Raw genomic sequence first — 25,367 nt, forward strand, 5'->3', positions numbered from 1 at the left:
GATTTTTTAGCAAAAGCGCCACAATGCGCTTGACCGAAAGCGCGACGAACCGTATTCGCCCCTCCTCTCCTCCTCGCGGGGAGAGAAACGCGGGTGTAGCTCAGTTGGTTAGAGTGCCGGCCTGTCACGCCGGAGGTCGCGGGTTCGAGCCCCGTCACTCGCGCCACTCCTTCTCAGAGATGAGGGAGTGGCGCGCCACCCCGCCTTCCACTTCTTCTGAAAATCGCGATTGACCGCAGCCGCATATATCAATGCGCGACGGTCGCCGCACGCCGCACTCAACAGCCGAACTTATAAGCCCCGATGCACGCTCCGCTGTACGGGCCCTTGCTGCGCGGCAGGCCTCTTCCGGATCAATAACCTGAGCCGCTCCCACAGAGGCTCCTAAGCCGACCTACGCCTAGAACCCAAAGCGGCCAAAAGAAATGGGCGGCGGATCATAATCCGCCGCCCATCCTTATTCAAACCGCTTGGCTTAGAAGCGAGCGGTCAGGCCGACGAAGTAGCGACGGCCGAGCACGTCGTAGGTCGACGGATCGGTGTTCGCCTGCACGCCCGGATCCCAGACGCGCGGTTGCTGATCGCCAACGTTGTTCACGCCAGCACGCAGCGAGACCGTGTCGTTGAGAGCCCAGCTGCCCATCAGGTCGAAGTAGTGAGTCGCATCAAGCTTCTCATCCGAACCGTAGATGGTCATCTCGCCCACACGACGCCAACGCGCCGTAGCCGAGAACGGACCCTTGGCCCAGTCAACCGACGCCAGCGACTTCCACTCGGGGAAGGTGTTGCCGAAGTCGTCCGAGATGGTGCCCTTGCGATCCGTGAACGCGCCGCCGGCGACGACGCTGTCTTCACGCTCGGCCAGCCAACTGACCACGGCGTTGAAGTTCAGCGTGCCCCAGTCCGGAGCACCCAGGTCCACCAGGTCGAAGCGCCAGTCGAACTGGGCGTCGACGCCAGCCGTCTTCAGAACACCCAGGTTCTCCAGGTTGGAGGTGGCGTCGAAGATAGCGCCGCTCAGCGGGTTACGCTTGAACAGCTGGCAGTAGGAGTTGTTCGGATCATAGGTCGGGTTCTCACCCGCACCGTTGAAGCAACCCTTCAGCATGTCAGCCGCCGAGATGCTGGAGATCACGTCTTCGATTTCGATGTTATAATAATCGATAGCGAACGACATGTTCGAGAACAGCGCCGACTCGAAGCGCGGCTGATAGACCACGCCGAACGACCAAGTGTCAGCCGTTTCTTCCGAAAGATTCGGGTTACCGCCATCCCAGCCCGCAACTTGGTTGTCGGTGTAGATGAAGTTGTCGGGATTGGCGACGCCCTGAGCGATACACAGTTGCTTCACCTGAGCGGCGTTCGGGCCATTCATATAGAAGCCAGTGCTATCGCACGGATCACCGCCGGCGGCCGAAGCGTTCGCTTGACCGATAGCCATGTAGTTGACGCCCAGCGGCGAGTAGAGTTCGCCAACCGACGGCGCACGAACGGCGCGGTTGTAGCCGCCGCGCAGACGCAGACCGTCAATGATGGTCCAGTCCAGGTCAGCACGGTAGGCTTGGGTGCCGCCGATCGAGCTGTAGTCCGAGTAACGATAGCCCAGCGTCATATCCAATTGCTGGATGAACGGCAGGTTCGAGAGCAGCGGAACCAGGGCTTCGCCGAACAGGTCGATCGAATTAACGCTGCCGTTGACCGACGGCGATGGGTTGAAGCCGGCGATCTCCACGCCACCGATTTCGCCGCCGTCCGGCAGGCCATCAGCACCGAGGTGCGGCAACTTCGGATTCATCTTCTCGAGCGAAGGATCCGAGTCGAAGCGGTAGCTGTTCTCGCGGTACTGAACACCCATGGCGACGCGAACCTCACCAGCCGGCAGGTCGAACGCCTTACCCTGTAGGGTGCCTTCAACCACGTTCTGCTCGACGGTGGTCGCTGTGCGCGACGTACGGCCAATGTAGTTGAGGCAGCTAGCCGAGATCGGCGCCAGACCGAAGGGGTTGAAACCGCCCTCGCACAGCATCGTCCCTTCATCTACGCCATCGCCGGCGCCGCCCCATGGATCATCCAGCAGCGTCTGCACAGACGAACGCGACACGTTGCCCGTCTGCGTTTCGTTGGCGCTGACGCGGCCGAACGATGCATAGACGTCATAGGTCCAGGAGCTTTGCGGCACCTGACCACGGATACCGCCTGTGACCTGGTAGACGTTGTAGTCATAGCTGGCGTGGCGGCCGCCGAGATCCGTGAAGCGCTTGCTCAGCTGGAACGAGGAGTTGGGATTGGCACGCGAGTCCAACAGAGCACGCAAGTCGGCGCCGATGAACGGGTTGGTTGACGGAACGCGGAAGCCGGTAGCGCTGGATGCCGGCGTAGCGGCTAATTCCTGATCCGCAACGTACTGGTTGAAGAGGGCATTGCCGTAGAATTCGGCGTTGTCATTCACCTTGTAGCGCGCGCTCGAGTAAACGTTCCAACGTTCCAGCGGGAGCTGCAGGTAGTTCAGCGCGCCAGTGTTGAACACATAGTTCGAACCTGGGACATGGAAACCATCGTACTCGATACCACCCGGGCTCTTGAACCCCAAGGCGCCCTGGTGTGCAAACAGAGTTCCATCGGCATTGTAGCCAATAGCGCCCGTGTTCTTAGCGTCCTGGCTGTTAAAGTACTGCTTGAAGAGAGCGTCGCTTGGCAGATTGTTGGCGTCAAATGTCGTTGAGCCCAGCGGCGTCGTTCCCGAACCGCCGGAAATCGCAGCGAATTCGCGGCCCGCATTATAGATCATCGAGCGCGTCGAACGGTTGATCGAGATGACCGCGTTGCCCTTGTCGTCAGCGAAATTGCCACCGATCGTCAGGGAGTAGCTTTCGGTCTCGCCGTCATTACGGTCCGTCTGGCCGTACTGGGCGTCGATTTGCACGCCTTCGAAGCTGTCGTTGATGATGAAGTTGGCCACGCCAGCGACGGCGTCCGAACCGTAAGCGGCCGAGGCGCCGCCCGAGATGGTTTCGACCGACTTGATCAGGGCCGTCGGGATCAGGTTGACGTCAACCGAACCGTCCGAGTTCGACGGCACCAGGCGGCGGCCGTTCATCAGCACCAGGGTGCGCTTGGAGCCCAGGCTGCGCAGGTCGAGGTTGGCCTGACCGCCGTTCGACGGGTTGTTCGAGGTCGACGAAACCGACGGCGTGAACTGCGGCATGTCGTTCATCAGCGAGTCGATCGTGACAGCGCCCGTCGCTTGGAAGTCTTCCGCGCTGACGGTCACGATGGGGCTGCTGGACTTGTAGTCTTGGCGCGCGATACGCGAGCCGGTGACAACGATGTCGCTAACCTGGCTGACCTGATCGTTTTCTTGGGCCACCGCCGGCATGGCCAGGCCCATAGCGGCCGCGCCGGCAATCATAGTCGTAGAAAGCAAACGCTTACGATTTACTGAAAAACGCAATTTTACACCTCCAAATAAGAGAAGACCAAACACGGCTCCTGCCGAATTCCGCCTCCCCCTCACTCTTGGCTATCCGGATTGGGCAGCCATGGTTGTTGCTGATAGACCGAGCCGCCACAAAAGCCTCATATTTTTGCCGCTCTAGAACCCTCCCGAACCGGATTGTCGCAGAAAAGCCACGCCGAAGCCCTTCGAGGGTCGGAAATTAAACCCACCGTTGCCGCGTTATGGCAAAGAATAATTCAGGAAAATGTCGTTGTTTTTAGAAATTTTCGCCTCATGGATCGCATTCAACGCAGCAACCCCGCCGCCGCTTCAGGAAACTCAGGTTTCCGCCGAATACCAAAATCTCATGGCCTGCTCCGCCGTGACGCCTGACTCCGATCGCCTGACCTGCTTCGATCGCGAGATCGCCCGTCTTAGGGCGGCTGAACAGAGCGGCGCAGTCATCATCATGCCCCGCACTCGCGTTGAAGAAACTCGCAGAGCCCTGTTCGGCTTTGCCGTTCCCAGCCTCCCCGACATGATGTCCGGAGACGCGGCGCTCGAAGCTGTCGAGACCACTCTGGTCAGCGCCAGTCAAAACGACGGTTGGGTCTTCCGCCTTGCTGACGGCTCCGTCTGGCGACAAGTGGACACGACAGCGCTCAACTTCCGCCCTCGAGAAGGGATGCCTGTTCGAATTCGTCGCGCCGCCGTCGGCAGCTATATGCTTAAGGTCGGCGACAGCCCCGCAGTGAGGGCGCGCCGCCAATAGCGGATAAGAGGATAGCCCCGCGCTGCGCGCTAGACCTACTCACATAAAGAAACAAAAAGGCGGCGGACATGAAGTCCGCCGCCTTCTCTTACATCGTCAATGCTTAGAAGTTTGCGGTAACGCCGAAGAAGAAGTAACGACCCATGGCGTTATAAAGCTGCGGGTAGGTATTATTGTTACCCGTCGTCCCCACGCTATAAGATAGAGGGGGATCGGAGTCGAAGACGTTGTTCACGCCAGCGCGCACCGAAATATTATCCCTCATCTGCCAAGTTCCGGCCAGATCGAAATAGTTCTGGGAGTCCAGAACGCGATCGATACGGTCGCTCGGCGAGTTGTTCAGGCTGCCATCCGAACCCAGCACCGCGATTTCGGCTTCACCATAGTAGCGCCAGGTGCCGTTCAGGTTCAGACCATCAATCGGGGTGTTCCAGTCAACACGGAAGCGGTGACGCCACTCGGGGTTCGGCACGCCGCACTGGTTGGCGTAGAAGCCGGCGCAGTCGTACGTCGAACGGGCCAACCCCAAACCGGTGTCGGTCTCAAGCTTGTCCAGCCAGGTGCCAACAAGGGCGAAGCCCAAGCTGCCGACGCCGTTCCAGCCAAAGTCCGCCAAGTCGACGTTGTAGTTAGCTGCAACGTCGACGCCCGAAGTCTTCAGGCCGCCGATGTTGGTGTTCAGGTCCACCACGTTGCCGGTGCCGACCCAAAGCTGACCGTTAGCGTTCCGCTGGATGTTGTTACAGGCCGTCATGAAGCCGCCCTCGTAACAGGCGTCCAATGCGTTCTGCGGGCCGACCGATGAGATCAGGTTGTCAATCTGGATGTCGAAGTAGTCGAGCGTCAGGTTGAAGCCCGGCAGGAACTCAGGCGTGAAAACCACGCCGAAAGTCAGAGTGTCCGAGCTTTCCGGCGTCAGGGTCGTCTCCCCGCCCTGCAGCACATTGTACTGACCGGCGGGGCTGCTCAGGTTGCCGCCGTCAGCTTGGCCTTGCGACACCTGCCAGGGATTGGTGCCCACGCAGGCAGCTTGCGAGGCGGTTCCGTCCTCGTTCGGGTCGGTGAAGTCGCAGGGATCATCATCCATATCGAACAGGTTGAAACCCTGCGCGGTGAACAGTTCGATGACGTTCGGCGCACGCACAGCGCGCTGAGCGCTGGCCCGGAAACGAACCGAGGGAACAGGCGCCCAGTCGCCGCCGATCTTCCACGAATCCGTACCGCCGCCGAGGTCGTACTCCGAGTGACGATAGGCCAGGTCGAGCGACAACTGGTCAGCGAAAGCCATGCCTTCTGCAATCGGAATCTGAGCCTCGACGAAGACGTCGTAAACTTGGTTCGCGCCATTCAAGCCCAGGGTCGGACCGCCCTGACCGGCGCCGTCGCCGCTCGAGAACGACACGTCAGGCGTCAGATCCAGAGCGTCGCGGCGATATTCGCCGCCGAAGGCCGCCTGCACGCTACGCGTCGCCCAGGGCGACTTCACGCCATAGGCGCCCAGATCGACCGTCAGCGAACCCGAAGCCACCTGCTGGGTCGTCCAGCCAGTCGCAACCAGCGGCACCTGCAAATAGTTCAGAGCCTCCTGCGACACGCCGCCCGGTTTGAAGATGTCGTAAGGGACGCAGTCGGCGTCGATGCCGGCCAGCACGGACCGGCAAACCGGCGTGTTGGTGCTGGGATCCAGCACGACGTCCAGGGCACGCGCCAAGCGGGTGTTCGAAAACTCATTGCGGTAGATGTTGGTGAACTGCGCACGCGAGTACTGGATCGACAGATCGTAGCTCCAGGCGTCATTCAGATCGCCGCGAGCGCCGATCACGCCGCGATACGACTGGAAGCGGATGTCGGACTGACGTCCGCCGCCTTCAACGTTACGCCGCCCGATGTACAACGGCACCAGGTTGGGGTCCTCCAACAGGCGGAAAGCCTCGTTGCCGCCTGGCGTGGTGGAGCCGGGAGCCGAAAGCGAGAAAGTCTTGTCGTCGTTCTCGATCACCCAGGTATTGTAGGCGGCGGTAGCTTGCGCACCACAGCCAAGCGCTGCCGCCTGCTGCGCGTTCAGCAGCGGACTGTCGCAGTTAATGAACGACGAGCCGTCGGTGGTGCGAAAGCCGTTCTTGAACTCGCCGAAGAAGTTACCTGACGGCGCGATCTGAGCGATCGTCGAGTAATCGCTATACATGAGCTGGGTGTACACTTCGATCTTGTCGGTCACGTCGTAGTGACCGAAGACCCCCAGCGTGTACCGCTCATCAGGGCGCTGGAAATAGTTGGACGGGCCAAAATTATAGGCATCCGTCGCGCCAACATAGTTACGGAATCCAGCGTTATTCACCGTATAGGCGAAGCTCGGCAGCGGATTGACGTCAATGTCATCCGTAGCGGGGTCACCGTCGGTATCGATCAGGAATTCATTGCCGCCGAAATCCGTAAACTGCCCAGGGAATGACGTACCTGAACCGCCGCAGTTGAATTCACCGGGAGGCGTGCTGGCCGCCGGCGCCGAGAGCGAACAGGCCGAATAATCGTAGTCGCGTCCCAGAACCTTATTATTCTTCCGATAACCAGCATACAGGGTGATGTTGCCGCGATCATCGGGGGCGTTTACGCCCATCAGCAGGTTCACTTCACGGCTGAACCCCGTGTAAACATTATCGTCGGGCAGCTGATACTGTGACGGGTTGGAGGCGGAACGACGCGCGATGACGTCACGCAGGTTGCCTACGCCGTCATAGTCGTTGTTGTGCTGGTTGAAACCGTACTGGGCGTCAATCTCGATGCCCTCGAAGTTACGGCGCATGATGAAGTTCACAACGCCGGCGATAGCGTCCGAACCGTAGACGGCCGAAGCGCCGCCAGTCAGCACTTCAACGCGCTCGACCATCTGGCCGGGAATCTGGTTCAGGTCAGCCGCGTCGTCTTGCGGCGAGCCGTAACCCATCCGCTTGCCGTCAATCAGTACCAGAGTGCGCGACGAGCCCAGGTTTCGCAGCGACACCGTCGCCGTGCCGGAAGCGCCGTTGGCGACCGTCGAGTTCTGCGCGGCGAAAGCTTGAGGCAGTTGGGTGACCAGGTCTTCAACGCGGGTTACGCCCTGAACGTCGATGTCTTCGCCCGTAACCTGGGTCACAGGGCTGGTGGTGGTCAGATTCGGCTGACGCAGACGCGAACCGGTGACGACGATGTCGCTGACCTGGCTCGGCTGATCTGCTTCAGGACTCGGCGTGGTCTGGGCCGCGGCAGGGGCGGCGAAGCCAACCAACGCGAGGCCCGCGATCATCGTCGACGCCAGCAGACGCTCACGTTTGATCTGAAAATTCAAAGCTCGTCCTCCTGAGTTGTGGCCGACTCCGGCGAAGTCCCCCTCCACCTGCCGACCACGGATACAGCCAAGTTCCGTATCGATCGGAAATTCAGCCTGCATCCGATCAGAAGGTTAGGCACGGAGCACGACTACAGACTACGCAAATTACATGGTCGATAGAATTGCGCCGCAGCTATGTCGCAATTTCGCCACGCAATGACTCCTAGTGACACGCAATCATCTAGCATGCGATGGTACTCATTCTTCAAACTCACAATTTCGGAATGCGCCAAAAATGCGAACGATGTTGACCTTCTGCGTTGCAGTGATCGGCACATTCGGCCTCACCTGCGACACATTGGCGCAAGTTCAATCCTCCGAGCGTTCGGCGCTCCTGAGCGCGCTCTCGGGATGTCGCGCCATGCCGGACGCCGCCGCTCGCCTGAACTGTTTCGACAGAACGGCGGATGCTTTGGATACGGCGGAACGCCAGGGCGACCTTGTGATTATGGAGCGCCAACAGATTCGCGAAGCGCGGCGCCAGCTCTTCGGCTTCAGCGCCCCGGCCCTCCCCACACTCTTCGGCCGTGGCGGCGGCGGGGCCGACACTGAGCCAGAGGTCGATTCCGTTGAAACGACCTTGGTGAGCGCCGGTCAAGATCACGAGGGTAAGTGGACTTTCCGCCTGGCCGATGGCGGTGAGTGGCGACAGATCGATTCAGCGCCTGTCCGCTTCCAGAATCGAAACGGCACGGAAGTCAGGGTGCGCCGCGCTGCCCTGGGCAGCTATCTGTTGACCGCCGGCAAGAGCCGCGCCGTTCGTGTCAAACGACAGTAATCGGAAGCGAACGGCATACGCTCTCTCGTGAGTCCGGCTATGATCCGAATTGCTCTCCTTTGAGGAGAAGCGGTTGCAGGATTCGCTCACGCAAGGGAGGCTGGCCATGATCCCCTATCTCCGTCAGTTCGACTTCGCCTATGGGCGGCGCGATCAGGTTTCCCCGTTGATTCAGCGCGTGATCGCCGACAATCCGGGGCCATTCACCTTCACCGGCACAGGAACCTATATCGTCGGGCGCAACTTGCCGGGCGCCGAGGTTGCAGTGATTGATCCCGGACCGGATGATCAGGCTCATCTTTCAGCCCTGCTTCGCGCGATCGAAGGTCGAACCGTCAGTCATATCCTGGTGACGCACACCCATCGGGACCATGCGCCTCTCGCCCGCCCGCTGGCCGAGGCCGTCGGCGGCGCGCCGATCCTGGCGGCTCAACCACCCGAGCGGACCCTGCACGCCTCTGGAGCGCTGGACGAGGACGATGACGCCGACTTTCATCCCGACGAGGTTCTAACGGGAGGCGAGTGGATCGAAGGCGACGGATGGACGCTGGAAGCCATGTCCACGCCAGGGCATGCCTCAAACCATATGGCCTTCGTGCTGAGACAGGAGAACGCCCTGTTCAGCGGCGACCATGTAATGGGTTGGTCGACCACTGTGGTGGCTCCGCCGGACGGCGACATGGTCGACTATATGAACAGCCTGGACGCCGTGCTGGCGCGTGGCTTCTCGACGATATGGCCGACGCACGGCCCGGCGATCACCCAGGTCGCGCCCTTCTTGAAGGCTTATCGCGACCACCGGCTGGAGCGTGAGGCCCAGATCATGGCTCGACTGGCCTCAGGAGATCAGAAGATAGCGGACATGATCCCCGCCCTATACGCCGCCGTCGATCAGCGTTTGTGGCCGGCCGCCAGCCTTTCGGTGCTCGCGCACCTGATCAAGCTGGAGAAAGAGGGGCGTGTTCAGGCATCCCCTCAGCCGGAAATGGCCGCGACCTGGCGACTAAACGATCCCGCGCTTTAGGGTCTCAGCTCCGCAACCACGGCCTTGGCGAGGCGACAGGCCTCGTCGCCGACCTGAAGGCTGTCGCGACCGGCGACGCGAACATCTGTGCGGCCGGGACGGATCCGGACGGTGACATCATGCGTCAGGCCAAACCACGCGCCTTCCTTGCGCCCATCCACGCGGAACGGCGCCGTGCCCAGAACCGTGAACCCCGCCTTCTCAAGCGCCCAGGCTGCGGTTTCCGGCGCGACCTGGGTCGGCGCAGAGGCCAAACCCTCGCAGGCCTGAGACCGGGTTTCAGGCACGCGCGCGAGGCGCCGCTCGGCCGCTAGAATGCGCGCAAAGGCTGGCGGCTCCGACGGATCGGTCGTCACATCGCGCGGCGCATCGGCAAAACGGCGTTCCTGAATCAGATAACCGCCCAGGGTCACGCCTGCGATCGCCAGCGCCGCCCCTGCGATTCCCAACAGCCGACGCTCGCGAAACGCCATCAGGCAGGCCGTCAGGGCGGCCGCCAGGCCCAGGTAAGCCAGCACCCGCCCCGCCTTCAGGGCCAGCACGCCCAAGCTGAAATCGGCGCTCCACACGCCCACCCGCGCACCGCAGACCGCAACCAGCAACAACGTCGGCGCCAGAAACGCAACGAGCAGCAGCATCACGGCCAGAGACTGGCCTTTGGGGCGTGTGGTCGACATGGCGTCCTCCGTCGCTATCAGCCGGCGGCGGGCAGTTGGTAGTCCTTCATCCGCTCGCGCAGCGTCTTCTTATCGATCTTGCCCGTGGCGCCCAGAGGAATGTCATCGACGAAGACCACATCGTCCGGCATCCACCACTTGGCGATCTTGCCCTGCAGGAAGTCGAGATGCTCCTGCTTGTTCTCGGCCTCGCCTTCCTTGAGCTTGACCAACAGCACCGGCCGCTCGTCCCACTTGGGATGGGCCGCGCCGATGACGGCGGCCAGCGCGACCTTGGGATGGCCGACAGCGATATTCTCGATATCGATCGAGCTGATCCACTCCCCGCCCGACTTGATGACGTCCTTGGCGCGGTCTGTGATCTGCATGAAGCCGTGAGAATCGACGCTGGCGATATCACCCGTGTCGAAGAAGCCTTCGTGGTCCAGGATGTCGCCGCCCTCGCCCTTGAAATAGGCGCCGGAGATGGTCGGTCCCTTGACCATGACTCGACCATAGGTCTTGCCGTCATGCGGCATATCTTGGCCGCCGTAGTTCTTGATCTTCAGCTCGACGCCCAGCGGCGGCGTGCCCTGCTTCATACGCCAGGCCATCTGCTGATCATAAGGCAGCGCCTTCAGCTCAGGCGTCAGATTGGCGATGGTGCCGATGGGCGAGGTCTCGGTCATGCCCCAGGCGTGGACCACCTCAACGCCGAACTTGTCCTGGAATCCGCGGATCAGAGCCTCGGGGCAGGCAGAGCCGCCGATCAGCACCTTTCGCAGGGTCGAGAACTTCAGATTGTTCTCCACCATATGACCGAACAGCCCCTGCCAGACCGTGGGCACGGCGGCCGAGAAGGTGACGCCCTCGGTCTCGATCAACTCATAGATGGAAGCCCCGTCCATCTTGGCGCCCGGCATGACCAGCTTGGAGCCCGCCGCCGGCCCGACAAAGGCGATGCCCCAGGCGTTGGCGTGGAACATCGGCACCACGGGCAGAATGACTTCGCTGGGCGTGCCTCCGACAACCGTCGCCTGCATCCCCAGCAGCGTATGAATGAAGTTGGAGCGGTGAGAATACAGCACCCCCTTCGGATTGCCGGTCGTGCCAGAGGTGTAGCAGAGGCCGCAGGCCGTCTGCTCGTCAAAGCCGCCCCAGGCCACATCGTTCGACGACTGCTCCAGCACCGCCTCATAGGCCTGGGCCTTCGGCAGCTTGGCCTGAGGCATGTGAGCGGCGTCGGTCATGACAATGACGCGCTCGACTGACGGGCAATGCGGCAGAATGGCTTCCAGCAGCGGCACGAAGGTCAGATCGGTGAAGATGATCCGGTCTTCGGCGTGGTTGATGATGTAGGCCAGTTGCTCCGGAAACAGGCGTGGGTTCAGGGTGTGGCACACGGCCCCGATCCCCATGATTCCGTACCAGGTCTCGATATGGTTGCCGGTGTTCCAGGCCAGGGTCGCGATCCGGTCGCCCGGCTTCACGCCCCAGGCCAGCAGAGCGTTCGACACGCGGCGCGCCCGTTCATGGATCGCGGCGTAGGTGGTGCGGACGATCGGCCCCTCGACCGAACGCGCTACGACCTCGCGCTCCCCGTGCCAGTTCTTCGCGTGATCGAGGATCTTGTCGACCGTCAACGGCCAGTCCTGCATCATACCCAGCATTCGGCGTCTTCCCTCGTCTATGCGCCTTGGTTGAAAGCGGCGCTTGCACCCACGCTAAGACAGGTGAACCGCGACAAGCAACGTGACGCAAGGGAAGGCCGGCCGCGACAGATCGCCGTTTCAACGCACGATCAAGGCTTGCATCCAGCTCCATCCGGGTGAATGAGCCGCCCATGACCATACTGATCGCCATCACCGGCGGCTCGGGCTCTGGCAAGAGCACCCTGGCCGAGGCCCTGATTTCCTCGTTGCCAGAGGGCGTCGCCACCCTGTTGCGCGAAGATTCCTACTATCTGGATGCGGCGTCTGTGCCCGGCTTCGATGCGACGACGCACGATTTTGACGATGTCGCCGCTCGCGATCACGATCTGCTGATTTCCGACCTGACCGACCTCAAGGCCGGGCGCAGCGTGACCGCCCCGCTCTACTCCTTCATCCATCACGGACGCGAGCCAGGCGGCGAGCCGGTTCCGGCCGCCCAGGTTGTCGTCGTCGAAGGCACGCACCTGTTGTGCACGCCCGCCTTGACCGCCCTGTTCGACATTCGGGTTTTCGTCGACACTCCGGCGGATATCCGCTTCATCCGCCGACTGCTGCGCGATCAGACCGAGCGTGGACGCACGGCCGAATCGGTCATCCATCAATACCTCGCCACCGTCCGTCCCGGTCACGAACGCCTGACGGAACCCTCGCGGGTTCACGCCGATTTCATTGTTGCGGACGCCACCGCCGCGGTCCGTCTGGAAGACCCTCAGGCCGTCGTGCGCCTGGCCGCGCCAGTGTTAGCCCACCCGCTGCTTGAAGCTTGGCTGAGCTAACGCCTTTCGCTCGACGCGTTAACCGAGATCGTTGCAATCGTGGCAAATTAAAGGCAGGATCATCACCTAACGATTGGTGACAATCCGATGACCGTTTCGGTCCATGTTCTCGAAGACCCCCGACGCGACGCCTTGGTGCGCCAAGCCCGGCTGCATTTCGTCGAGGAAGGCTATGCCGGCACCAAGATGGAGCCCATAGCCAGAGAAGCTGGCGTATCGACAGCCACCCTCTACGCCATGTTTGAAAACAAGGCGGCGCTCTTCGCCGCCGTGATTGACGAGGCTTCCGCCGATTTCGCCGAGCGAATGGCCAAGGTGAAAGGCTGCAACGGCCCGGCGCAACCGAGGCTGAACAGTTTCCTGACCACCTACGCCGTTTTCATCAGCGACCCGTTCGTCAGGGCCATCTTTCGCCTGGTCATGACCGAGCGCCGCCGTTTTGAGAGCCTGGCGAGCGCCTTCTATGAGCAGGCCAAGCAGGATTTCGGCACGGTGCTGGTCTCCGCCCTGGCCGAAATGGCCGCCAAGGGCGAGTTGAAACTCAACAAGCCGTCCTGGGCCGCCAGCCAGCTGATGGGCATGGTGGAGCACCCCCTGTTCTTTGTGCCGACAGTGACCGGGGATCAGGTTCTGCCGGCTCGATCCCCTGCCGCAATCGCCGAGGACGCCGTGGAGACCTTTCTGGCTCGCTACGCCGTCTGAGCGGCTTCAAGACCGCCCTCTAGGGCCACAGACGACTGCGGCTCCAAGACTGATCTTGCGTCGTCCGATCAAAGCGCAGACGGTCGTGCAGGCGGAAAGGACGATCGCGCCAGAACTCGATCTGCACAGGCTTGACCCGCCAGCCGGTCCAGCGATCCGGACGAGGCACCTCCTGACCGTCAAATCGCACGGTCTGTTCCACCACCCTCGCTTCCAACGTCGCCCGGTCCGCCAGGGGGCGCGACTGGTCCGACACCCAGGCGCCGATGCGGCTTTCACGCGCCCGACTGGCGAAATAGGCGTCAGCCTCTGCCGCGCTGACCGGCTCAACCGGGCCGCGAACACGCACCTGACGGCGCAGGCTCTTCCAGTGGAACAGCAGGGCGGCGCTTGGGTTGGCCCACAACTGACCGCCCTTGGCGCTTTCCTGATTGGAGAAGAAGGTGAAGCCTCGCGCATCGACATCCTTCAACAGGACCATGCGCACATCGGGATAGCCGTCGGCGTCAACCGTGGCCAAGGCCATCGCGTTCGGATCGTTGGGTTCAGCCGCTCGCGCGGACTCCAGCCATTCCAGGAACAGGGCGATCGGCTCGTCTCGTTCGAAAAGGGTTTCGTCCGCGTTCGCTTCAAGCTGGGCGGCATAGTCTGCACGAGACGGGCTGGGCGGGATCACAGACTGGGTCATGTCGGACCTATAGTCCCGCTTGAGGTTCTCGTCACACAGCCTTCGTTCAATCCTGCGTCAGCTTTGCAAACAAGGTTAACCCTGTCTTGACCATGTGGCCCGCACAGTGGCCCCCATGCGCGCAGACAGCCTCTCCATTATGGATGCTCGGCGCCTGCTCGGCCTGAACGGCCCCGCGGGGCCGCAGGCGTTGGCCGCCGCTTTCCGCGTCGCTATCAAGGCTTCCCGACCGGATCAGCCTGGCGGCGACGCCGAACGGTTCCGTCGCACAATCGCCGCCTATCGCCTGTTGCAGACCGAGACGCGCGCCCTGCCCGCGCCAAGCAAGGGTTCAGAGGCTCCCGGCGTCCAAGCTGCGCCCGCCGCGTCCATTCCGCCGCCGCTTATAGTGTTGACGCCGATGCAGGCTCTCAGCGGAGGCAGCGTGATCGTCAAGGCCTGGGGGCGGAGCCTGCTGGTCCACGTTCCGCCGGGCGTGCGGACCGCCGACCAGATCCGCCTGAAGGGCTGCCCTGCCCTGTTGCGCGTCTTGATCCGCCCCGCCGACGGCCTGTCTGTTCTGGGAGCGGACCTCTTTATGGATTGGCCCATCGCGCCGCGCCTGATGCGCGATGGCGGACGCATAGAGATCGACACGCACGCCGGACCGCAAGCCGCCTGGCTGGTGCCGGACATGGTCGAGCCCGTGCGACTGCGCCTTCCCGGCCTCGGCCTGCCCGCCCGGGGCAGGCGGGCCGCCGGCGACCTGTTCGTCAAGCTGGTCCCTTCTGACGACCTGCCTTCGGCCGCCGAGGATATGCTGCTTCGCTTCACTCGGGTCTGGACGCCGGAGCGGATGGCGGCTTAAGCCTCGCCATCATGTCGCACAACACCTTCGGCCACCTGTTCCGCATCACCACCTGGGGCGAAAGCCACGGCCCGGCCATCGGCTGCGTCGTTGACGGCTGCCCGCCGCTGATCTCGCTGACCGAAGCCGACATCCAGCCCTGGCTGGATCTGCGCAAGCCCGGCGGCAGCCGCTTCGTCACCCAGCGGCAGGAGGCCGACCAGGTCCGCATCCTATCCGGCGTCTATGATGACGGAAACGGCCCGGTCACGACCGGAACGCCGATCAGCCTGATGATCGAGAACACCGACCAGCGCTCCAAGGATTACGGCGAAATCGCCCGCGCTTTCCGCCCTGGCCACGCCGACTACGCCTACCAGGCCAAGTACGGCGTCCGCGACCATCGCGGCGGCGGGCGTTCGTCGGCGCGCGAAACGGCCAGTCGCGTGGCGGCGGGCGCCGTGGCTCGAAAAGTCCTGGGTGAGAGTGTGCGCATCCGCGCCGGAGTGGTCCAACTGGGCCCGCACCGTATTCCCGATGAGGCGATCGACTTCGACGCCGTTTACGACAACGCCCTGTTCGCCGCCTCGGCCGAGGTCGTGCCTGCGTGGGAGCAATATCTGGACAGCGTGCGCAAGGCCGGCTCCTCCATCGGCGCCGTGGTGGCGCTGGAGGTTACGGGCGTCCCCGCCGGCTGGGGCGCGCCCCTCTACGCCAAGCTGGACGCCGAACTGGCCTCGGGCCTCATGTCCATCAACGCCGTCAAAGGCGTCGAGATCGGTGCGGGCTTCGGCGCTGCCGAACTGTCGGGCGAGGACAACGCCGATGAGATGCGCTTGAGCGACGGCGGCCAGCCCGTCTTTCTGTCGAACAAGGCAGGCGGGGTTCTGGGCGGCATCTCGACCGGCCAGCCGCTGACGGCGCGCGTGGCGTTCAAGCCTACCTCCTCCATCCTGACCCTGCGCCAGACCATCAACCGTGACGGGGCCGAGGTCGATCTGCGCACCAAGGGCCGCCATGACCCCTGCGTCGCCCTGCGCGGCGTCCCGGTGGTTGAGGCCATGGCCGCCATCATTCTGGCTGACGCCAAGCTGCGACACCGCGCCCAGATGGGCTGACGGCCAATAAGAAACAAACACAGTTGCAAATAAGATTTGGCGATCCTATCTAGGTTTCAAGCATTCCTCGGATGGGAGACCGAACCATGATCGACATCAGACCTTTCAACACGCTCGGCGGCGCCAACCACGGCTGGCTGAACGCCAAGCACCACTTCTCGTTCGCCAACTACTACGATCCCAATCGCATGGGCTGGGGTCGGCTACGCGTCTGGAACGACGATGAAATCGGCGCCCGGTCGGGCTTTCCGCCTCACCCGCACGCCGACATGGAGATCATCACCTATGTTCGCACCGGCGCCATCACCCACGAAGACTCGATGGGCAACAAGGGCCGGACCGGCGCGGGCGACGTTCAGGTGATGAGCGCAGGCACGGGCGTGCGTCACTCCGAGTTCAATCTCGAGAACGAGACGACCACCTTGTTCCAGATCTGGATCGAGACCGACAAGCCGGGCGCCCAGCCCTCCTGGGGCCAGCGCGAGTTTCCCAAGAACGACCGCTCGGGCCGCTTCACCGTCGTCGCCTCAGGCGACCCAACGGACGAAGCCCTGTCGATCAACGCGGACGCCAGGATCCTGGCAGCCACGCTGAAGGCCGGCGAAAGCCTGTCCTATGACCTGGCCGCCGGGCGCCGCGCCTATCTGGTGCCCGCCGTGGGACAAGTGGAGGTCAACGGAATCACGCTGAACGCTCGCGACGGCGCCGGCATCGTCGACGAACCGACAATCACCATCACAGCCAAGCAGGACGCCGAACTGGTCATGGTCGACAGCCTGTAGGACCACGCTGATCGAAAGATCACAGGGGGCGCTCGAAAGAGCGTCCCCTTTCTTTTGCGCGCTGACAGAAGGCGCTGGCCACGGCAGACTGCCCCAATGATCCAGCGCTTTTCCGCCCTCGCCCTCTGCCTGTCCTCCGCCCTGATGCTTCAGGGCTGCGTCGCGGGCGCCGTCGTCGGCGCCGGAGCCGCCGTGGTCGGCGGCGCGGCCAAGGTGACGGGCGCCGCCGTCGGCGCAGGCTTCGACGCCGTCACCACCTCGGACGAGGAAACCAAGGCCAAGCGCGAGCGCGAACAGCGTGAATACGAACGCGAACAACGCCGCTGCGAAGAGAGACAGCGTCAGGGCAAGGACTGCTAGGCTCCTTCGGCTTCGAGACGTTACACCGACAACCCATTGAATCTCTTTTCGCCGACTGCTAACCGCCACGGCTCGCAGAAGGAGATTTATGCGCAGAGCCCTCCATTGAGCCCGCCCACGCGGGATTCCTGCGCCTGATTGGGCGCAGTCTCTGTTTGCATATCTATCTGCGGAAAATTCATGTCACACATGGACACGATCATTCGTGCCTATAGCCCGTCGACCGACACGGCCTCGCTGTCGGACATCTGGCTGCAAGCCTCCATCCTCGCGCACGCCTTCATCGGCGAGGAACGTCTTCTCGAACAGCAGGGCCTGATCGAGACCGAATATCTTCCCAACGCGGAAACCTGGGTCGCTTGCCGTGGCGGCCAGCCGGTCGGCTTCATCAGCCTGATCGACTCTTTCATCGGCGGCCTTTTCGTCGCTCCCGACCAGCAAGGCCATGGTATCGGGCGCGCCTTGATCGCGCACGCCCTTTCACTGAAAGGAACGCTGATGCTGGAAGTCTATACGGGCAACGAGCAAGCGATGCGCTTCTACGAAGCCCTCGGCTTCCGGGAGCAATCGCGCCGGGCGACAGACGATTCAGGCCTGCCCTTCGAGAACGCCCAGATGCTTCTGGCGGCCTAAGGCCATCCCAGGGCGGTTCGCCGCCCTGCCCTCGCCCTATCGCACCCCGATATACTTGTGCGTCTGAACGCTGAGGCGCCATTGCGGGTGAGTCAGGCAGTATTCGATGGCGGCGGCGGTGTTGGCGGCCTGATCAGGACCATCCATCGGCTGAAGCCAGAAACGCTTAAAATCGAGGTGTTCGAAACGGTCGGGCATGGCCAGGGACTGAGGAAAGACCAGCTTCAATTCCTGACCAGACGCCTGGACCACGGGCGCGTCAGCCTTGGGGCTGATGCAGATCCAGTCGACGCCGTCCGGCGCCGCCAGGGTGCCGTTGGATTCGATGGCGATCTCGAACCCGCGCGCGTGCAGGGCGTCGATCAGCGGCGCATCCAACTGCATCAACGGCTCACCGCCCGTGCAGACCACCAGCTTGGGGTCGCCCTCGCGACCGCGCCACATCCCAGCGACGTGGTCGGCCATCAGGTCGGCGGTCTTGAACTTGCCGCCGCCGTCGCCGTTCACCCCGACGAAATCGGTGTCGCAGAAGCTGCAGATCGCGGTCGCGCGGTCCCGCTCCAGCCCGCTCCATAGATTGCAGCCGGCGAAACGCAGGAAGACCGCCGGGCGCCCCGCCTGCCCGCCCTCGCCCTGCACCGTCAGGAAGACTTCCTTGGCCGAATAGGTCATGCGGCCGCCCATTGCGCATAACCCGCAGCGCGAAGTTCGCAGGCCGGGCACGCACCGCAGCCATAACCCCAGACATGACGGTGCGTTCGGTCGCCCAGATAGCAGGTGTGGCTGAACTCGATGATCGCCTCGACCAGGGCGCGACCGCCGATCTGATCCGCCAGTTCCCAGGTCTGGGCCTTGGTTAGGAACATCAGCGGCGTCTCGACCGGCACGGACTTGTCCAGACCCAGCGACAGTGCGCGGGCCGTAGCCTGGATCGTGTCGTTGCGGCAGTCCGGATAGCCGGAATAGTCGGTCTCGCACATGCCGCCGATCAGGACTTCCAGCCCCCTGCGATCGGCCAGAGCCGCCGCCGCGACCAGGAAGATCAGATTGCGTCCCGGCACAAAGGTGTTCGGCAGGCCGCGTGCATCCGCCTCAATGGCGCGTTCGGTCGTCATCGCCGTCTCGCCAATGGCGCCGAAGCCCGTCAAATCGACCACATGATCGGCACCCAGACGGCCGGCCCATTGAGGCAGGGCCTTAACCAGTTCCTCGCGAACAGACTGGCGCGCCTGCATCTCGACCGCATGACGCTGGCCGTAATCGAAACCGACGGTCTCCACCCGATCGAAACGCTCCAACGCCCAGGCCAGACAGGTGGCGCTGTCCTGACCGCCCGAAAAGAGGACAAGAGCTGTTTTTTCAGAGTGTTGCACGATTGCGCTCATGACAAACCTGCGGTCGGCCCGCAGGCCGCGCGCATTCGAAAAAAGGAACCAGGGTCGGATAGATGGGACGTCGCCTCCTATACGCCAGAGCGACGGACTCGGCAAAGGACGCGAGACTGAAGAATAAACGAAGCGGCTTAACCCTTCCGCAAAAGATTCTCTGAGATTGTAAAAGAACCTCAGTAGGAGCCGGCCGGATGCCGACGATTGAAGTGCTGACCGACCGCGTGGAGCCGGTGGCGAAAACCGCCATGACCGGCGACATTCTCGCGCGGTTCCAGCGCGAGCCGGACACCATGGTGATACCGGTTGTCGATGGCGATCGACCTATCGGCCTGATCGAGCGTGGAGATTTCCTGCTGAAACTGGCCGGCCCGCTGGGCCAGAGCCTGTATGGCGCGCGCGAAGTCATCCACGTGATGGACCCGGAACCTGCCGTAATCGAATCCGGCGTTCGCGTGGACGCCTTTTCATCCATCATCCTGAAGAGCGGCCCCGGCGCCTTGATGCGCGGCTTCATTGTCACGCGCGGCGGGGCCTATCGCGGCGTCGGCACGGCTGTGGCCCTGCTTCGCGCCATCAATGAGGACCAGCGTCACGAGAACCAGCGTCTGGTCGAGCAACTCCGTTCCTCCGACGCGGCCGAACGCGCGCTCCAGACCGCGGCGCGCGACAAAAGCCGCTTCATGGGCCTGCTGAACCGCGAACTCAGCACCTCCATGAACGGAGTGCTGGCTGTGGCCGAGTTGCTGCACCGTCAGCCGCTGAATGAAGCCGCCAAGGCCCATGCCAGAACCATCATGGATTCGGCCGAGGACATGCTGGACAGCCTGCGCGACGCCCTCGACCTGGCTCGCGCCGAGGCGGGCGAACTGCAGATCACGACAACCGCCACCCCCCTGCGCACCCTGATGGACGAGTTACAGAGCCATTGGTCGCCGCGCGCAGCTCAGGACGGCGTCACCCTGATGGTCGGCTATGAAGGCGACACGGAACTGGCGGCCATGGTCGATGCAGACCGCCTGCGCCAAGTGTTCAACAACCTGATCGGCAATGCGCTGAGCTTTGCCCGTCACGGCATGGTCGAAGCCAGCCTCAAGGCGCACGCCCACGGCGACCGCGTCCAGATCGAGGCCCGCATCCGCGATGACGGCCCCGCCGACGAAAGCCGCACCAGCGGCCTGCTTGACGCTTCGGCGCCTGACGCAGGGCTGGGTCTGGCGATCAGCCGACGCCTGATCGAGTGCATGGACGGCCGCATCTGGGCCGAGAACAATACAGGGCGCGGCGCCACCTTCGCCTTCGACCTGTCGGCGCCGATCGCCTTCATCGAGCGCGACGAACCGACCAATGTCGCCGATCTGGACAGCCTTCATCTTCAGGCGCGGCCGCATGTGCTGATCGCTGACGACAACGCCACCAACCGCGTCGTGGCGCAGGCCCTGTGCGAGATGTTCGGCTGCACCTCCGAAACCGTCGAGGATGGCCAGGAAGCGGTCGAAGCCGTCCAGTCGCGGCCCTTCGACCTGATCCTGATGGACATCAAGATGCCGCGCCTCGACGGCGTCGGCGCGACGCGCGCCATTCGCGCCCTCGACGGTCCTCAGCGCGACATTCCGATCATCGCCCTGACCGCCAACGCCGATCCGGACGACGCCAAGGCCTATCTGGCCGCAGGCATGGCCGCCGTGGTGGAGAAGCCCATCAAGCCGGAACGCCTGCGCCTGGCCATGAACACCGCGCTTGAACCGGCGAGCGCCGCCTCTACGCGAGCACGAGACGTCGCCTGACGGCGTTCAAACCGTCGCCAGATCGCCCAGTGCTTCTTCGTCGTCCTCGTCATAGCCGACGAGACGCAAGGCGCGCGCCTTCACCCCCTTCAACTCCGCCCAGCGCAGCAGGCCTTCCTCGCGCCCGTGCGTGATCCAGATTTCTTCCGGCGTCAGTTCCTCGAAGGTCTGGATCAGTTCGGGCCAGTCCGCATGATCCGAAATGACCAGAGGCAGCTCCACGCCTCTTTGGCGCGCCCGTGCCCTCACGCCCATCCAGCCAGAGGCGAAGGCGGTCACGGGATCGGCGAACCGGCGCGCCCAGCGGTCCTGAATGGCCGAAGGCGGCGCGATCACCACCTCGCCGCCCAAGGCCCCCGCCTTCAGCCCCGTGGCGGGCGCCAGCGGCCCCAGGTCGATTCCTTCGTTCTGATAGAGACGGTTCAGACGCTCAAGCGCGCCATGCACATGAATGGTCCGATCCCAGCCCGCCTCGCGTAGCAGGCGAATAACCCGCTGCGCCTTGCCCAAGGCGTAGGCGCCGACCAGGTGGGCGCGCTCAGGAAACTGCGCCAGAGAATGAACCAGGCGCGCAATCTCCTCTCCATCCGGCGGATGAACAAAGACGGGCAGCCCAAATGTCGCCTCCGAAATGAAGACATGGCAGGGAACCGGCTCGAACGGCAGGCAGGTCGGATCGCGTCGTCGCTTGTAGTCGCCGGACACCACCATGGTCAGGCCGTCTCGCTCGATGACTGCCTGGGCCGAGCCCAGCACATGCCCGGCGGGTGCAAAGCGCACCGCCACGCCGTTGATCTGCGTCGTCTCTCCATAAGCGGCGGGCTGCGTCCGCCCGGCGAAGTCGGGTCCGTATCGTTCGGCCATGATGGCCAGGGTCTCGGGCGTCGCCAACACGGCGCCATGCCCCGGCCGCGCATGATCAGAATGGCCGTGCGTGACCACCGCCCGGTCCACCGGTCGCACGGGATCCACATAGAAGTCGCCGACAGGACAATAGAGCCCCGCCGGCGCCGGCCGCAGAAGATCTTGAGGTCGGATCATCAACCTATCCGCTCGCTGGACAAGGAGGCCCCCGACGGGCGACCAAGGCGAGACTCAACACAGGACGCCTCGATGACGGATTCGTTCCTAGACACCTTATTGCCGCAACTCGCATCCGGCGCGGCCCACACCCACGCCCTGGGCTTCGCGTTCGAGGGCCTGGACAGAGACCGCGTCCGCATCCGCGTTCCCTATCGTGATGATCTGGTCGGCGATCCCGAGACAGGCGTCCTGGCCGGGGGTCTCGTCACCACTCTGCTGGACCACGTCGGCGGTCTGGCCGTCTGGGTGGGGCTGGGAACGTTTCGACCTGTGGCGACGCTCGATCTTCGCGTCGACTATATGCGCGCCGCAGCGCCAGGGCGCGACCTGCTGGCCGAGGCGCGATGCTATCGCCTGACGCGCAATCTCGCCTTTGTGCGCGCCTGGGCCTTCGAGGATGATCCGGCCGATCCCGTCGCCGCCGCCCAATCCGCCTATATGGTCAGCGCCGAAGGCGATCACCGCGCCGGCGCGAACCTGAAATCCAGGACCGTCGCATGACCGCCTCCCTGCTCGACAGCCTGCCCTACGCCCGTTTCCTGGGCCTCCAGACCCAGATGAACGGCGACGAGATCACTGTCGTCATGCCATTCGCCGACAAATTGATCGGCAACCCGATGCTGCCGGCTCTGCACGGCGGCTCGACCGCAGCCCTGCTGGAGATGACGGCCATGGCCCAGGTCTCGCTGACCTATCCACGACTGCGGCTGCCGCGCCCGATCAACGTCACCGTGGCTTATCTTCGCTCTGGCCGCCCCATCGACGTCTATGCGCGCGCCAGGATCAACAAGGCGGGACGCCGTGTCGCCCATGTCGTCGCCGAAGCGTGGCAGGACACCCGGCAGGAACCGATCGCCTCTCTCACCGCTCACTTCCTGCTGGACCCCGAAAACGCAGGATCGTGACACGCGACGGTGCGACAACGTCAATTGTAAAATTTGTAAAGAAAGCTCTACCCAAATTAGTTAATGCACGTTAACACTTTCTCGTTGTTCTTTTTCAACGAGGGGTAAGTCATGGATCGCAACGAAGTCATCGCCGGTGTCGCTGGCGAACTGCACGCCACCGAAAAGGCGCTGGATGACGCCATCGCCCACGCCGCCACCCTGGTTCAGGCCATGATCGGCGCGCGCTCGGCTCTGTCGCTCTCGGCCGTCGCCGCCGCAGGCTCCCAGACCAAGGCGATGGAAGCCATCTCCGCTCTCAGCACCGCTCGTGAAGCCGTGATCGCTTGCCACGCCGAACTTCAGAAAGATCACCGCCGCCTAGGCTACGGCACCTATGCGCTTGGCCCGCTCGCCAAACCGGACGAATGGGATAGCCGCCCGATGGGCAGCCAGGAGCGCCACCTGCGCGTTGCATGAATTCGACGTAACCTTCGGGAACTACGCTCCGATTTCATGAGCAATTGATATATGATTGCCCCCATTGTCTTGACGACGATGGGGGCTTTCGTTGTTTGGATTCATCTCTGAATACATTGGCGCAGGAACCGTGTTCCTGGTCTGCCTTTTTGCTCTGACCAAGGGGGGGGGCGCCGGAGAGAATCGGCGCCACCGTGGTGCTAAGCGGCTGGTTCCTGTCCATTCTCGCCCAACAGTATATTGGTTACGCCTCAGCCCAATGGCCCGTCCTGCTGATTGACGTAATCGCACTAAGCATCTTCGTCGCTCTGGTCTGGAAATCACCGCGCACTTGGCCTGTGTGGGCCAGCGCTTTCCAACTTCTGTCCGTCGCCAGTCACGCCATGGTGTTGATGAAGCTCCGACCAGAAATTTCCGCCTTCTACACCGTCATCAACATGGCGGGTTACGGCATCGTCATAGCCTTGGGTATCGGAACCTTCTTCGCTTGGCAGGAACGCCGCGCAATAGGCATGGACGAGCAATAGGTAGATATTCCTATTGAATTCAGATAAGCTAGCGTGACGCCTCACTCGGTATCCGCACCATTGCCCCTGTCCCACGCCCAGATCTGGAAAGCTATTGACGCTCTTGCGCGACGTGAAGGCGTTTCGGCTTCGGGGCTGGCGCGACGCTCGGGGCTGGACGCCACCAGCTTCAACCCCTCCAAACGACTGGGGCCAGGCCAGCCGCCCCGCCCTCGCTGGCCCTCAACCGAAAGTCTAATGCGGGTGCTAGAGGCGAGCGGCCTGAGCCTGGGTGAGTTCGCCGCACTCGCCGACGACGTAGCATCGCAACCTCGCGCCATTCCGTTGCTGGGCCTCGCCCGCGCAGGCGACGAAGGCTTCTTCGACGACGCCGGCCTGCCCATGGCGGAAGGCTGGGATCAAACCGATCTTCCGACTCACAAGGACAGTCTGTTCAGCCTAACCATCGACGGAGATTCCATGGAGCCGGTTTACCGACCAGGCGACAGGGTCATCGTCGACCTGGACGCTACAGAGGTCCGGCGCGGCGACCGGGTGGTGGTTCGCACCGCGGAGGGCGAGACCCTGGCCAAGGAGATCGCAGCCCTGAATGGCCGCGAAGTCGTTCTGGCATCACTCAATCCGCACTATGAGCCGCGTATCCTGCCACGCGACCAAGTCCTGTGGATGGCCCGCATCCTTTGGGTCAGCCAGTAGAACAGCAAAAGGCCGCCCCTTGCGAGACGGCCTTCGCATTTTGATCGACGCGGGGAAGAATCCGCCGATTAGTTCGGCGCTACGTAACGAGCGTTGACCCAGCCGCCGCCAGCGATCTGCACCCACTCGCCTTCAGAACCCACGGCCGTGAAGGGTTGGCCAGCCGACAGGCTGCCGGTCTGGCGATATTGGGCGCCCGGTCCGGTGCGGATCCGCAGGTTGGAGGTTGCGCGGTACATATTGGCGTTGCTTTGGCTCGCGGCGCGCGTGCGCTGCTGGTTGCACCCGATATAGGAACCGGCCGCTGCGCCCGCGCCGGCGCCGACGACGGCGCCCAAGGCGCGCTCATTCTTCGACACCTGGCTGCCCGCCAGGCCGCCCAGCACAGCGCCGATGGCGGCGCCAGCCTGCTGACGGCCGCCCGGCGCGTCGCAGTTGGTGATTCCGTTAGCCTGAGGCATGGCGCTGGCTGTCATAGGCACAGCGGCGGCGGCCAGAGCGGCGAACATTGCGGTGGCGGCCAAACCCGCCTTGAAGGTCTTCGACATGAGGCTCTCCTGTCATCGAGTTGTCGATGAAGGAACAATGCCTCGCCCAAGCTGAAGGCTCCCCCAGCCTCGTCGTTATATGCCGTTCATCTTTCTTGCTGGGCGCAGAAGCGCCTGACGCTCCGGCGCATCCAAGTCCGTATGAGAAAAACAGATATTGTTCATTTCCTCCCCCATTCGGGGGATGGGCAGAGGCCGCATTGTCGTGCGCTATGGCGTCCATGGGCGCACTTGGAAAAGCAGACGTGGCTCTGGATGTGCTGTGGCGCAGCCTTTACGGCCAGCCGCTGCCGATCTCCGGCTCTGCCGAGCTCGCCCTGCAGGTCATTATGGAATGCGAGCGA

The 25,367-nt window shown here is 63.1% G+C and carries 25 protein-coding genes and 1 tRNA gene; 17 read left to right on the top strand and 9 right to left on the bottom strand.

The genetic code is table 11. The features are described from left to right. Positions 1–89 precede the first annotated feature (89 nt). A tRNA-Asp gene (locus AC3IPP_RS08750) sits at positions 90–166 on the top strand. A gap of 309 nt (positions 167–475) precedes the next feature. Here the strand turns inward: AC3IPP_RS08750 and AC3IPP_RS08755 are convergent. After that, positions 476–3,451 carry a TonB-dependent receptor domain-containing protein gene (locus AC3IPP_RS08755; protein WP_489148696.1) on the bottom strand — a complete coding sequence of 992 codons (2,976 nt, stop codon included), beginning with the start codon at positions 3,449–3,451 and terminating at the stop codon, positions 476–478. Positions 3,452–3,707: 256 nt separating this feature from the next. On the opposite strand from AC3IPP_RS08755, the gene AC3IPP_RS08760 reads away from it, so the two are divergent. Next, complete coding sequence (locus AC3IPP_RS08760) at positions 3,708–4,208, top strand: hypothetical protein (RefSeq protein WP_489148697.1); 501 nt, start codon at positions 3,708–3,710, stop codon at positions 4,206–4,208. Between the two features lie 103 nt (positions 4,209–4,311). On the opposite strand, the gene AC3IPP_RS08765 is transcribed toward AC3IPP_RS08760, so the two are convergent. Continuing rightward, a complete protein-coding gene (locus AC3IPP_RS08765) occupies positions 4,312–7,533 on the bottom strand; it encodes a TonB-dependent receptor domain-containing protein (RefSeq protein ID WP_489148698.1) in 3,222 nt (1,073 codons plus the stop codon). A gap of 286 nt (positions 7,534–7,819) precedes the next feature. On the opposite strand from AC3IPP_RS08765, the gene AC3IPP_RS08770 reads away from it, so the two are divergent. Then, entirely contained in the window at positions 7,820–8,353 is a 534-nt protein-coding gene (locus AC3IPP_RS08770) for a hypothetical protein (protein ID WP_489148699.1), read from the top strand. Positions 8,354–8,459: 106 nt separating this feature from the next. Next, complete coding sequence (locus AC3IPP_RS08775; RefSeq protein ID WP_489148700.1) at positions 8,460–9,377, top strand: MBL fold metallo-hydrolase; 918 nt, start codon at positions 8,460–8,462, stop codon at positions 9,375–9,377. Here AC3IPP_RS08775 and AC3IPP_RS08780 read toward each other — a convergent pair. Next, on the bottom strand, positions 9,374–10,054 hold the full coding sequence (locus tag AC3IPP_RS08780; protein WP_489148701.1) for a DUF1499 domain-containing protein: 681 nt from the start codon (positions 10,052–10,054) through the stop codon (positions 9,374–9,376). The two genes, AC3IPP_RS08775 and AC3IPP_RS08780, sit on opposite strands and share 4 nt — an antisense overlap. A gap of 17 nt (positions 10,055–10,071) precedes the next feature. Beyond that, the gene (locus AC3IPP_RS08785; protein ID WP_489148702.1) at positions 10,072–11,703 is read right to left on the bottom strand and encodes a long-chain-fatty-acid--CoA ligase; all 1,632 of its coding nucleotides are present in this window, start codon (positions 11,701–11,703) and stop codon (positions 10,072–10,074) included. Between the two features lie 173 nt (positions 11,704–11,876). Between AC3IPP_RS08785 and udk the strand changes: the two genes are divergently transcribed. Next, a complete protein-coding gene (udk, locus tag AC3IPP_RS08790) occupies positions 11,877–12,521 on the top strand; it encodes a uridine kinase (protein ID WP_087139419.1) in 645 nt (214 codons plus the stop codon). An 87-nt stretch (positions 12,522–12,608) separates the two neighbouring features. After that, the gene (locus tag AC3IPP_RS08795) at positions 12,609–13,223 is read left to right on the top strand and encodes a TetR/AcrR family transcriptional regulator (protein ID WP_087139420.1); all 615 of its coding nucleotides are present in this window, start codon (positions 12,609–12,611) and stop codon (positions 13,221–13,223) included. 19 nt (positions 13,224–13,242) lie between these two features. On the opposite strand, the gene pdxH is transcribed toward AC3IPP_RS08795, so the two are convergent. Further along, positions 13,243–13,911: a pyridoxamine 5'-phosphate oxidase gene (gene pdxH, locus AC3IPP_RS08800; protein WP_489148703.1), complete on the bottom strand. Its 669-nt coding sequence runs from the start codon at positions 13,909–13,911 to the stop codon at positions 13,243–13,245. A gap of 115 nt (positions 13,912–14,026) precedes the next feature. On the opposite strand from pdxH, the gene AC3IPP_RS08805 reads away from it, so the two are divergent. The 5 genes from AC3IPP_RS08805 to AC3IPP_RS08825 all read left to right on the top strand — a co-directional run bounded on the left by AC3IPP_RS08805 (position 14,027) and on the right by AC3IPP_RS08825 (position 17,630). Continuing rightward, positions 14,027–14,758, top strand: coding sequence for a J domain-containing protein (locus AC3IPP_RS08805; protein ID WP_489148704.1), 732 nt, complete (start codon positions 14,027–14,029; stop codon positions 14,756–14,758). 11 nt (positions 14,759–14,769) lie between these two features. Continuing rightward, entirely contained in the window at positions 14,770–15,855 is a 1,086-nt protein-coding gene (aroC, locus tag AC3IPP_RS08810) for a chorismate synthase (protein ID WP_489148705.1), read from the top strand. 86 nt (positions 15,856–15,941) lie between these two features. After that, complete coding sequence (locus AC3IPP_RS08815) at positions 15,942–16,637, top strand: pirin family protein (protein ID WP_489148706.1); 696 nt, start codon at positions 15,942–15,944, stop codon at positions 16,635–16,637. A gap of 96 nt (positions 16,638–16,733) precedes the next feature. Continuing rightward, positions 16,734–16,997: a hypothetical protein gene (locus AC3IPP_RS08820; protein ID WP_489148707.1), complete on the top strand. Its 264-nt coding sequence runs from the start codon at positions 16,734–16,736 to the stop codon at positions 16,995–16,997. Positions 16,998–17,186: 189 nt separating this feature from the next. Further along, positions 17,187–17,630, top strand: a complete 444-nt coding sequence (locus tag AC3IPP_RS08825; protein ID WP_489148708.1) for a GNAT family N-acetyltransferase — start codon at positions 17,187–17,189, stop codon at positions 17,628–17,630. 36 nt (positions 17,631–17,666) lie between these two features. On the opposite strand, the gene queE is transcribed toward AC3IPP_RS08825, so the two are convergent. Together queE and queC are read right to left on the bottom strand one after the other, a co-directional pair. After that, positions 17,667–18,302, bottom strand: a complete 636-nt coding sequence (queE, locus tag AC3IPP_RS08830) for a 7-carboxy-7-deazaguanine synthase (protein WP_489148709.1) — start codon at positions 18,300–18,302, stop codon at positions 17,667–17,669. Further along, positions 18,299–19,006, bottom strand: coding sequence for a 7-cyano-7-deazaguanine synthase QueC (queC, locus tag AC3IPP_RS08835; RefSeq protein WP_489151050.1), 708 nt, complete (start codon positions 19,004–19,006; stop codon positions 18,299–18,301). Before queC ends, queE begins: the two co-directional genes overlap by 4 nt. A gap of 206 nt (positions 19,007–19,212) precedes the next feature. On the opposite strand from queC, the gene AC3IPP_RS08840 reads away from it, so the two are divergent. After that, positions 19,213–20,805, top strand: coding sequence for a response regulator (locus tag AC3IPP_RS08840; RefSeq protein ID WP_489148710.1), 1,593 nt, complete (start codon positions 19,213–19,215; stop codon positions 20,803–20,805). Positions 20,806–20,811: 6 nt separating this feature from the next. Here the strand turns inward: AC3IPP_RS08840 and AC3IPP_RS08845 are convergent, their stop codons facing one another. After that, positions 20,812–21,846 carry a ligase-associated DNA damage response exonuclease gene (locus AC3IPP_RS08845; protein ID WP_489148711.1) on the bottom strand — a complete coding sequence of 345 codons (1,035 nt, stop codon included), beginning with the start codon at positions 21,844–21,846 and terminating at the stop codon, positions 20,812–20,814. Positions 21,847–21,918: 72 nt separating this feature from the next. On the opposite strand from AC3IPP_RS08845, the gene AC3IPP_RS08850 reads away from it, so the two are divergent. The 5 genes from AC3IPP_RS08850 to AC3IPP_RS08870 all read left to right on the top strand — a co-directional run bounded on the left by AC3IPP_RS08850 (position 21,919) and on the right by AC3IPP_RS08870 (position 24,475). Next, the gene (locus tag AC3IPP_RS08850; protein WP_489148712.1) at positions 21,919–22,389 is read left to right on the top strand and encodes a PaaI family thioesterase; all 471 of its coding nucleotides are present in this window, start codon (positions 21,919–21,921) and stop codon (positions 22,387–22,389) included. After that, the gene (locus tag AC3IPP_RS08855) at positions 22,386–22,793 is read left to right on the top strand and encodes a PaaI family thioesterase (RefSeq protein WP_489148713.1); all 408 of its coding nucleotides are present in this window, start codon (positions 22,386–22,388) and stop codon (positions 22,791–22,793) included. The genes AC3IPP_RS08850 and AC3IPP_RS08855 overlap by 4 nt, the downstream gene beginning before the upstream one ends. A gap of 111 nt (positions 22,794–22,904) precedes the next feature. Continuing rightward, on the top strand, positions 22,905–23,252 hold the full coding sequence (locus AC3IPP_RS08860) for a hypothetical protein (RefSeq protein ID WP_489148714.1): 348 nt from the start codon (positions 22,905–22,907) through the stop codon (positions 23,250–23,252). 194 nt (positions 23,253–23,446) lie between these two features. Continuing rightward, positions 23,447–23,779 (top strand): hypothetical protein, encoded by a 333-nt coding sequence (locus AC3IPP_RS08865; protein ID WP_489177387.1) that lies wholly within the window; start codon positions 23,447–23,449, stop codon positions 23,777–23,779. Positions 23,780–24,016: 237 nt separating this feature from the next. Continuing rightward, positions 24,017–24,475 (top strand): S24 family peptidase, encoded by a 459-nt coding sequence (locus tag AC3IPP_RS08870; protein ID WP_489148716.1) that lies wholly within the window; start codon positions 24,017–24,019, stop codon positions 24,473–24,475. A gap of 68 nt (positions 24,476–24,543) precedes the next feature. On the opposite strand, the gene AC3IPP_RS08875 is transcribed toward AC3IPP_RS08870, so the two are convergent. After that, a complete protein-coding gene (locus tag AC3IPP_RS08875; RefSeq protein WP_087139434.1) occupies positions 24,544–25,023 on the bottom strand; it encodes an SH3 domain-containing protein in 480 nt (159 codons plus the stop codon). Between the last annotated feature and the right edge of the window lie 344 nt (positions 25,024–25,367).

It is taken from the genome of Brevundimonas sp. KH_060, assembly GCF_057838275.1.

Coding starts and splice junctions, on each gene's coding strand:
- AC3IPP_RS08770 (WP_489148699.1), top strand. CDS start 7,820: ATGTTGACCTTCTGCGTTGCAGTGATCGGCACATTCGGCCTCACCTGC.
- AC3IPP_RS08775 (WP_489148700.1), top strand. CDS start 8,460: ATGATCCCCTATCTCCGTCAGTTCGACTTCGCCTATGGGCGGCGCGAT.
- AC3IPP_RS08780 (WP_489148701.1), bottom strand. CDS start 10,054: ATGTCGACCACACGCCCCAAAGGCCAGTCTCTGGCCGTGATGCTGCTG.
- AC3IPP_RS08785 (WP_489148702.1), bottom strand. CDS start 11,703: ATGCTGGGTATGATGCAGGACTGGCCGTTGACGGTCGACAAGATCCTC.
- udk (WP_087139419.1), top strand. CDS start 11,877: ATGACCATACTGATCGCCATCACCGGCGGCTCGGGCTCTGGCAAGAGC.
- AC3IPP_RS08795 (WP_087139420.1), top strand. CDS start 12,609: ATGACCGTTTCGGTCCATGTTCTCGAAGACCCCCGACGCGACGCCTTG.
- pdxH (WP_489148703.1), bottom strand. CDS start 13,911: ATGACCCAGTCTGTGATCCCGCCCAGCCCGTCTCGTGCAGACTATGCC.
- AC3IPP_RS08805 (WP_489148704.1), top strand. CDS start 14,027: ATGCGCGCAGACAGCCTCTCCATTATGGATGCTCGGCGCCTGCTCGGC.
- aroC (WP_489148705.1), top strand. CDS start 14,770: ATGTCGCACAACACCTTCGGCCACCTGTTCCGCATCACCACCTGGGGC.
- AC3IPP_RS08815 (WP_489148706.1), top strand. CDS start 15,942: ATGATCGACATCAGACCTTTCAACACGCTCGGCGGCGCCAACCACGGC.
- AC3IPP_RS08820 (WP_489148707.1), top strand. CDS start 16,734: ATGATCCAGCGCTTTTCCGCCCTCGCCCTCTGCCTGTCCTCCGCCCTG.
- AC3IPP_RS08825 (WP_489148708.1), top strand. CDS start 17,187: ATGGACACGATCATTCGTGCCTATAGCCCGTCGACCGACACGGCCTCG.
- queE (WP_489148709.1), bottom strand. CDS start 18,302: ATGACCTATTCGGCCAAGGAAGTCTTCCTGACGGTGCAGGGCGAGGGC.
- AC3IPP_RS08840 (WP_489148710.1), top strand. CDS start 19,213: ATGCCGACGATTGAAGTGCTGACCGACCGCGTGGAGCCGGTGGCGAAA.
- AC3IPP_RS08845 (WP_489148711.1), bottom strand. CDS start 21,846: ATGATCCGACCTCAAGATCTTCTGCGGCCGGCGCCGGCGGGGCTCTAT.
- AC3IPP_RS08850 (WP_489148712.1), top strand. CDS start 21,919: ATGACGGATTCGTTCCTAGACACCTTATTGCCGCAACTCGCATCCGGC.
- AC3IPP_RS08855 (WP_489148713.1), top strand. CDS start 22,386: ATGACCGCCTCCCTGCTCGACAGCCTGCCCTACGCCCGTTTCCTGGGC.
- AC3IPP_RS08860 (WP_489148714.1), top strand. CDS start 22,905: ATGGATCGCAACGAAGTCATCGCCGGTGTCGCTGGCGAACTGCACGCC.
- AC3IPP_RS08870 (WP_489148716.1), top strand. CDS start 24,017: ATGCGGGTGCTAGAGGCGAGCGGCCTGAGCCTGGGTGAGTTCGCCGCA.
- AC3IPP_RS08875 (WP_087139434.1), bottom strand. CDS start 25,023: ATGTCGAAGACCTTCAAGGCGGGTTTGGCCGCCACCGCAATGTTCGCC.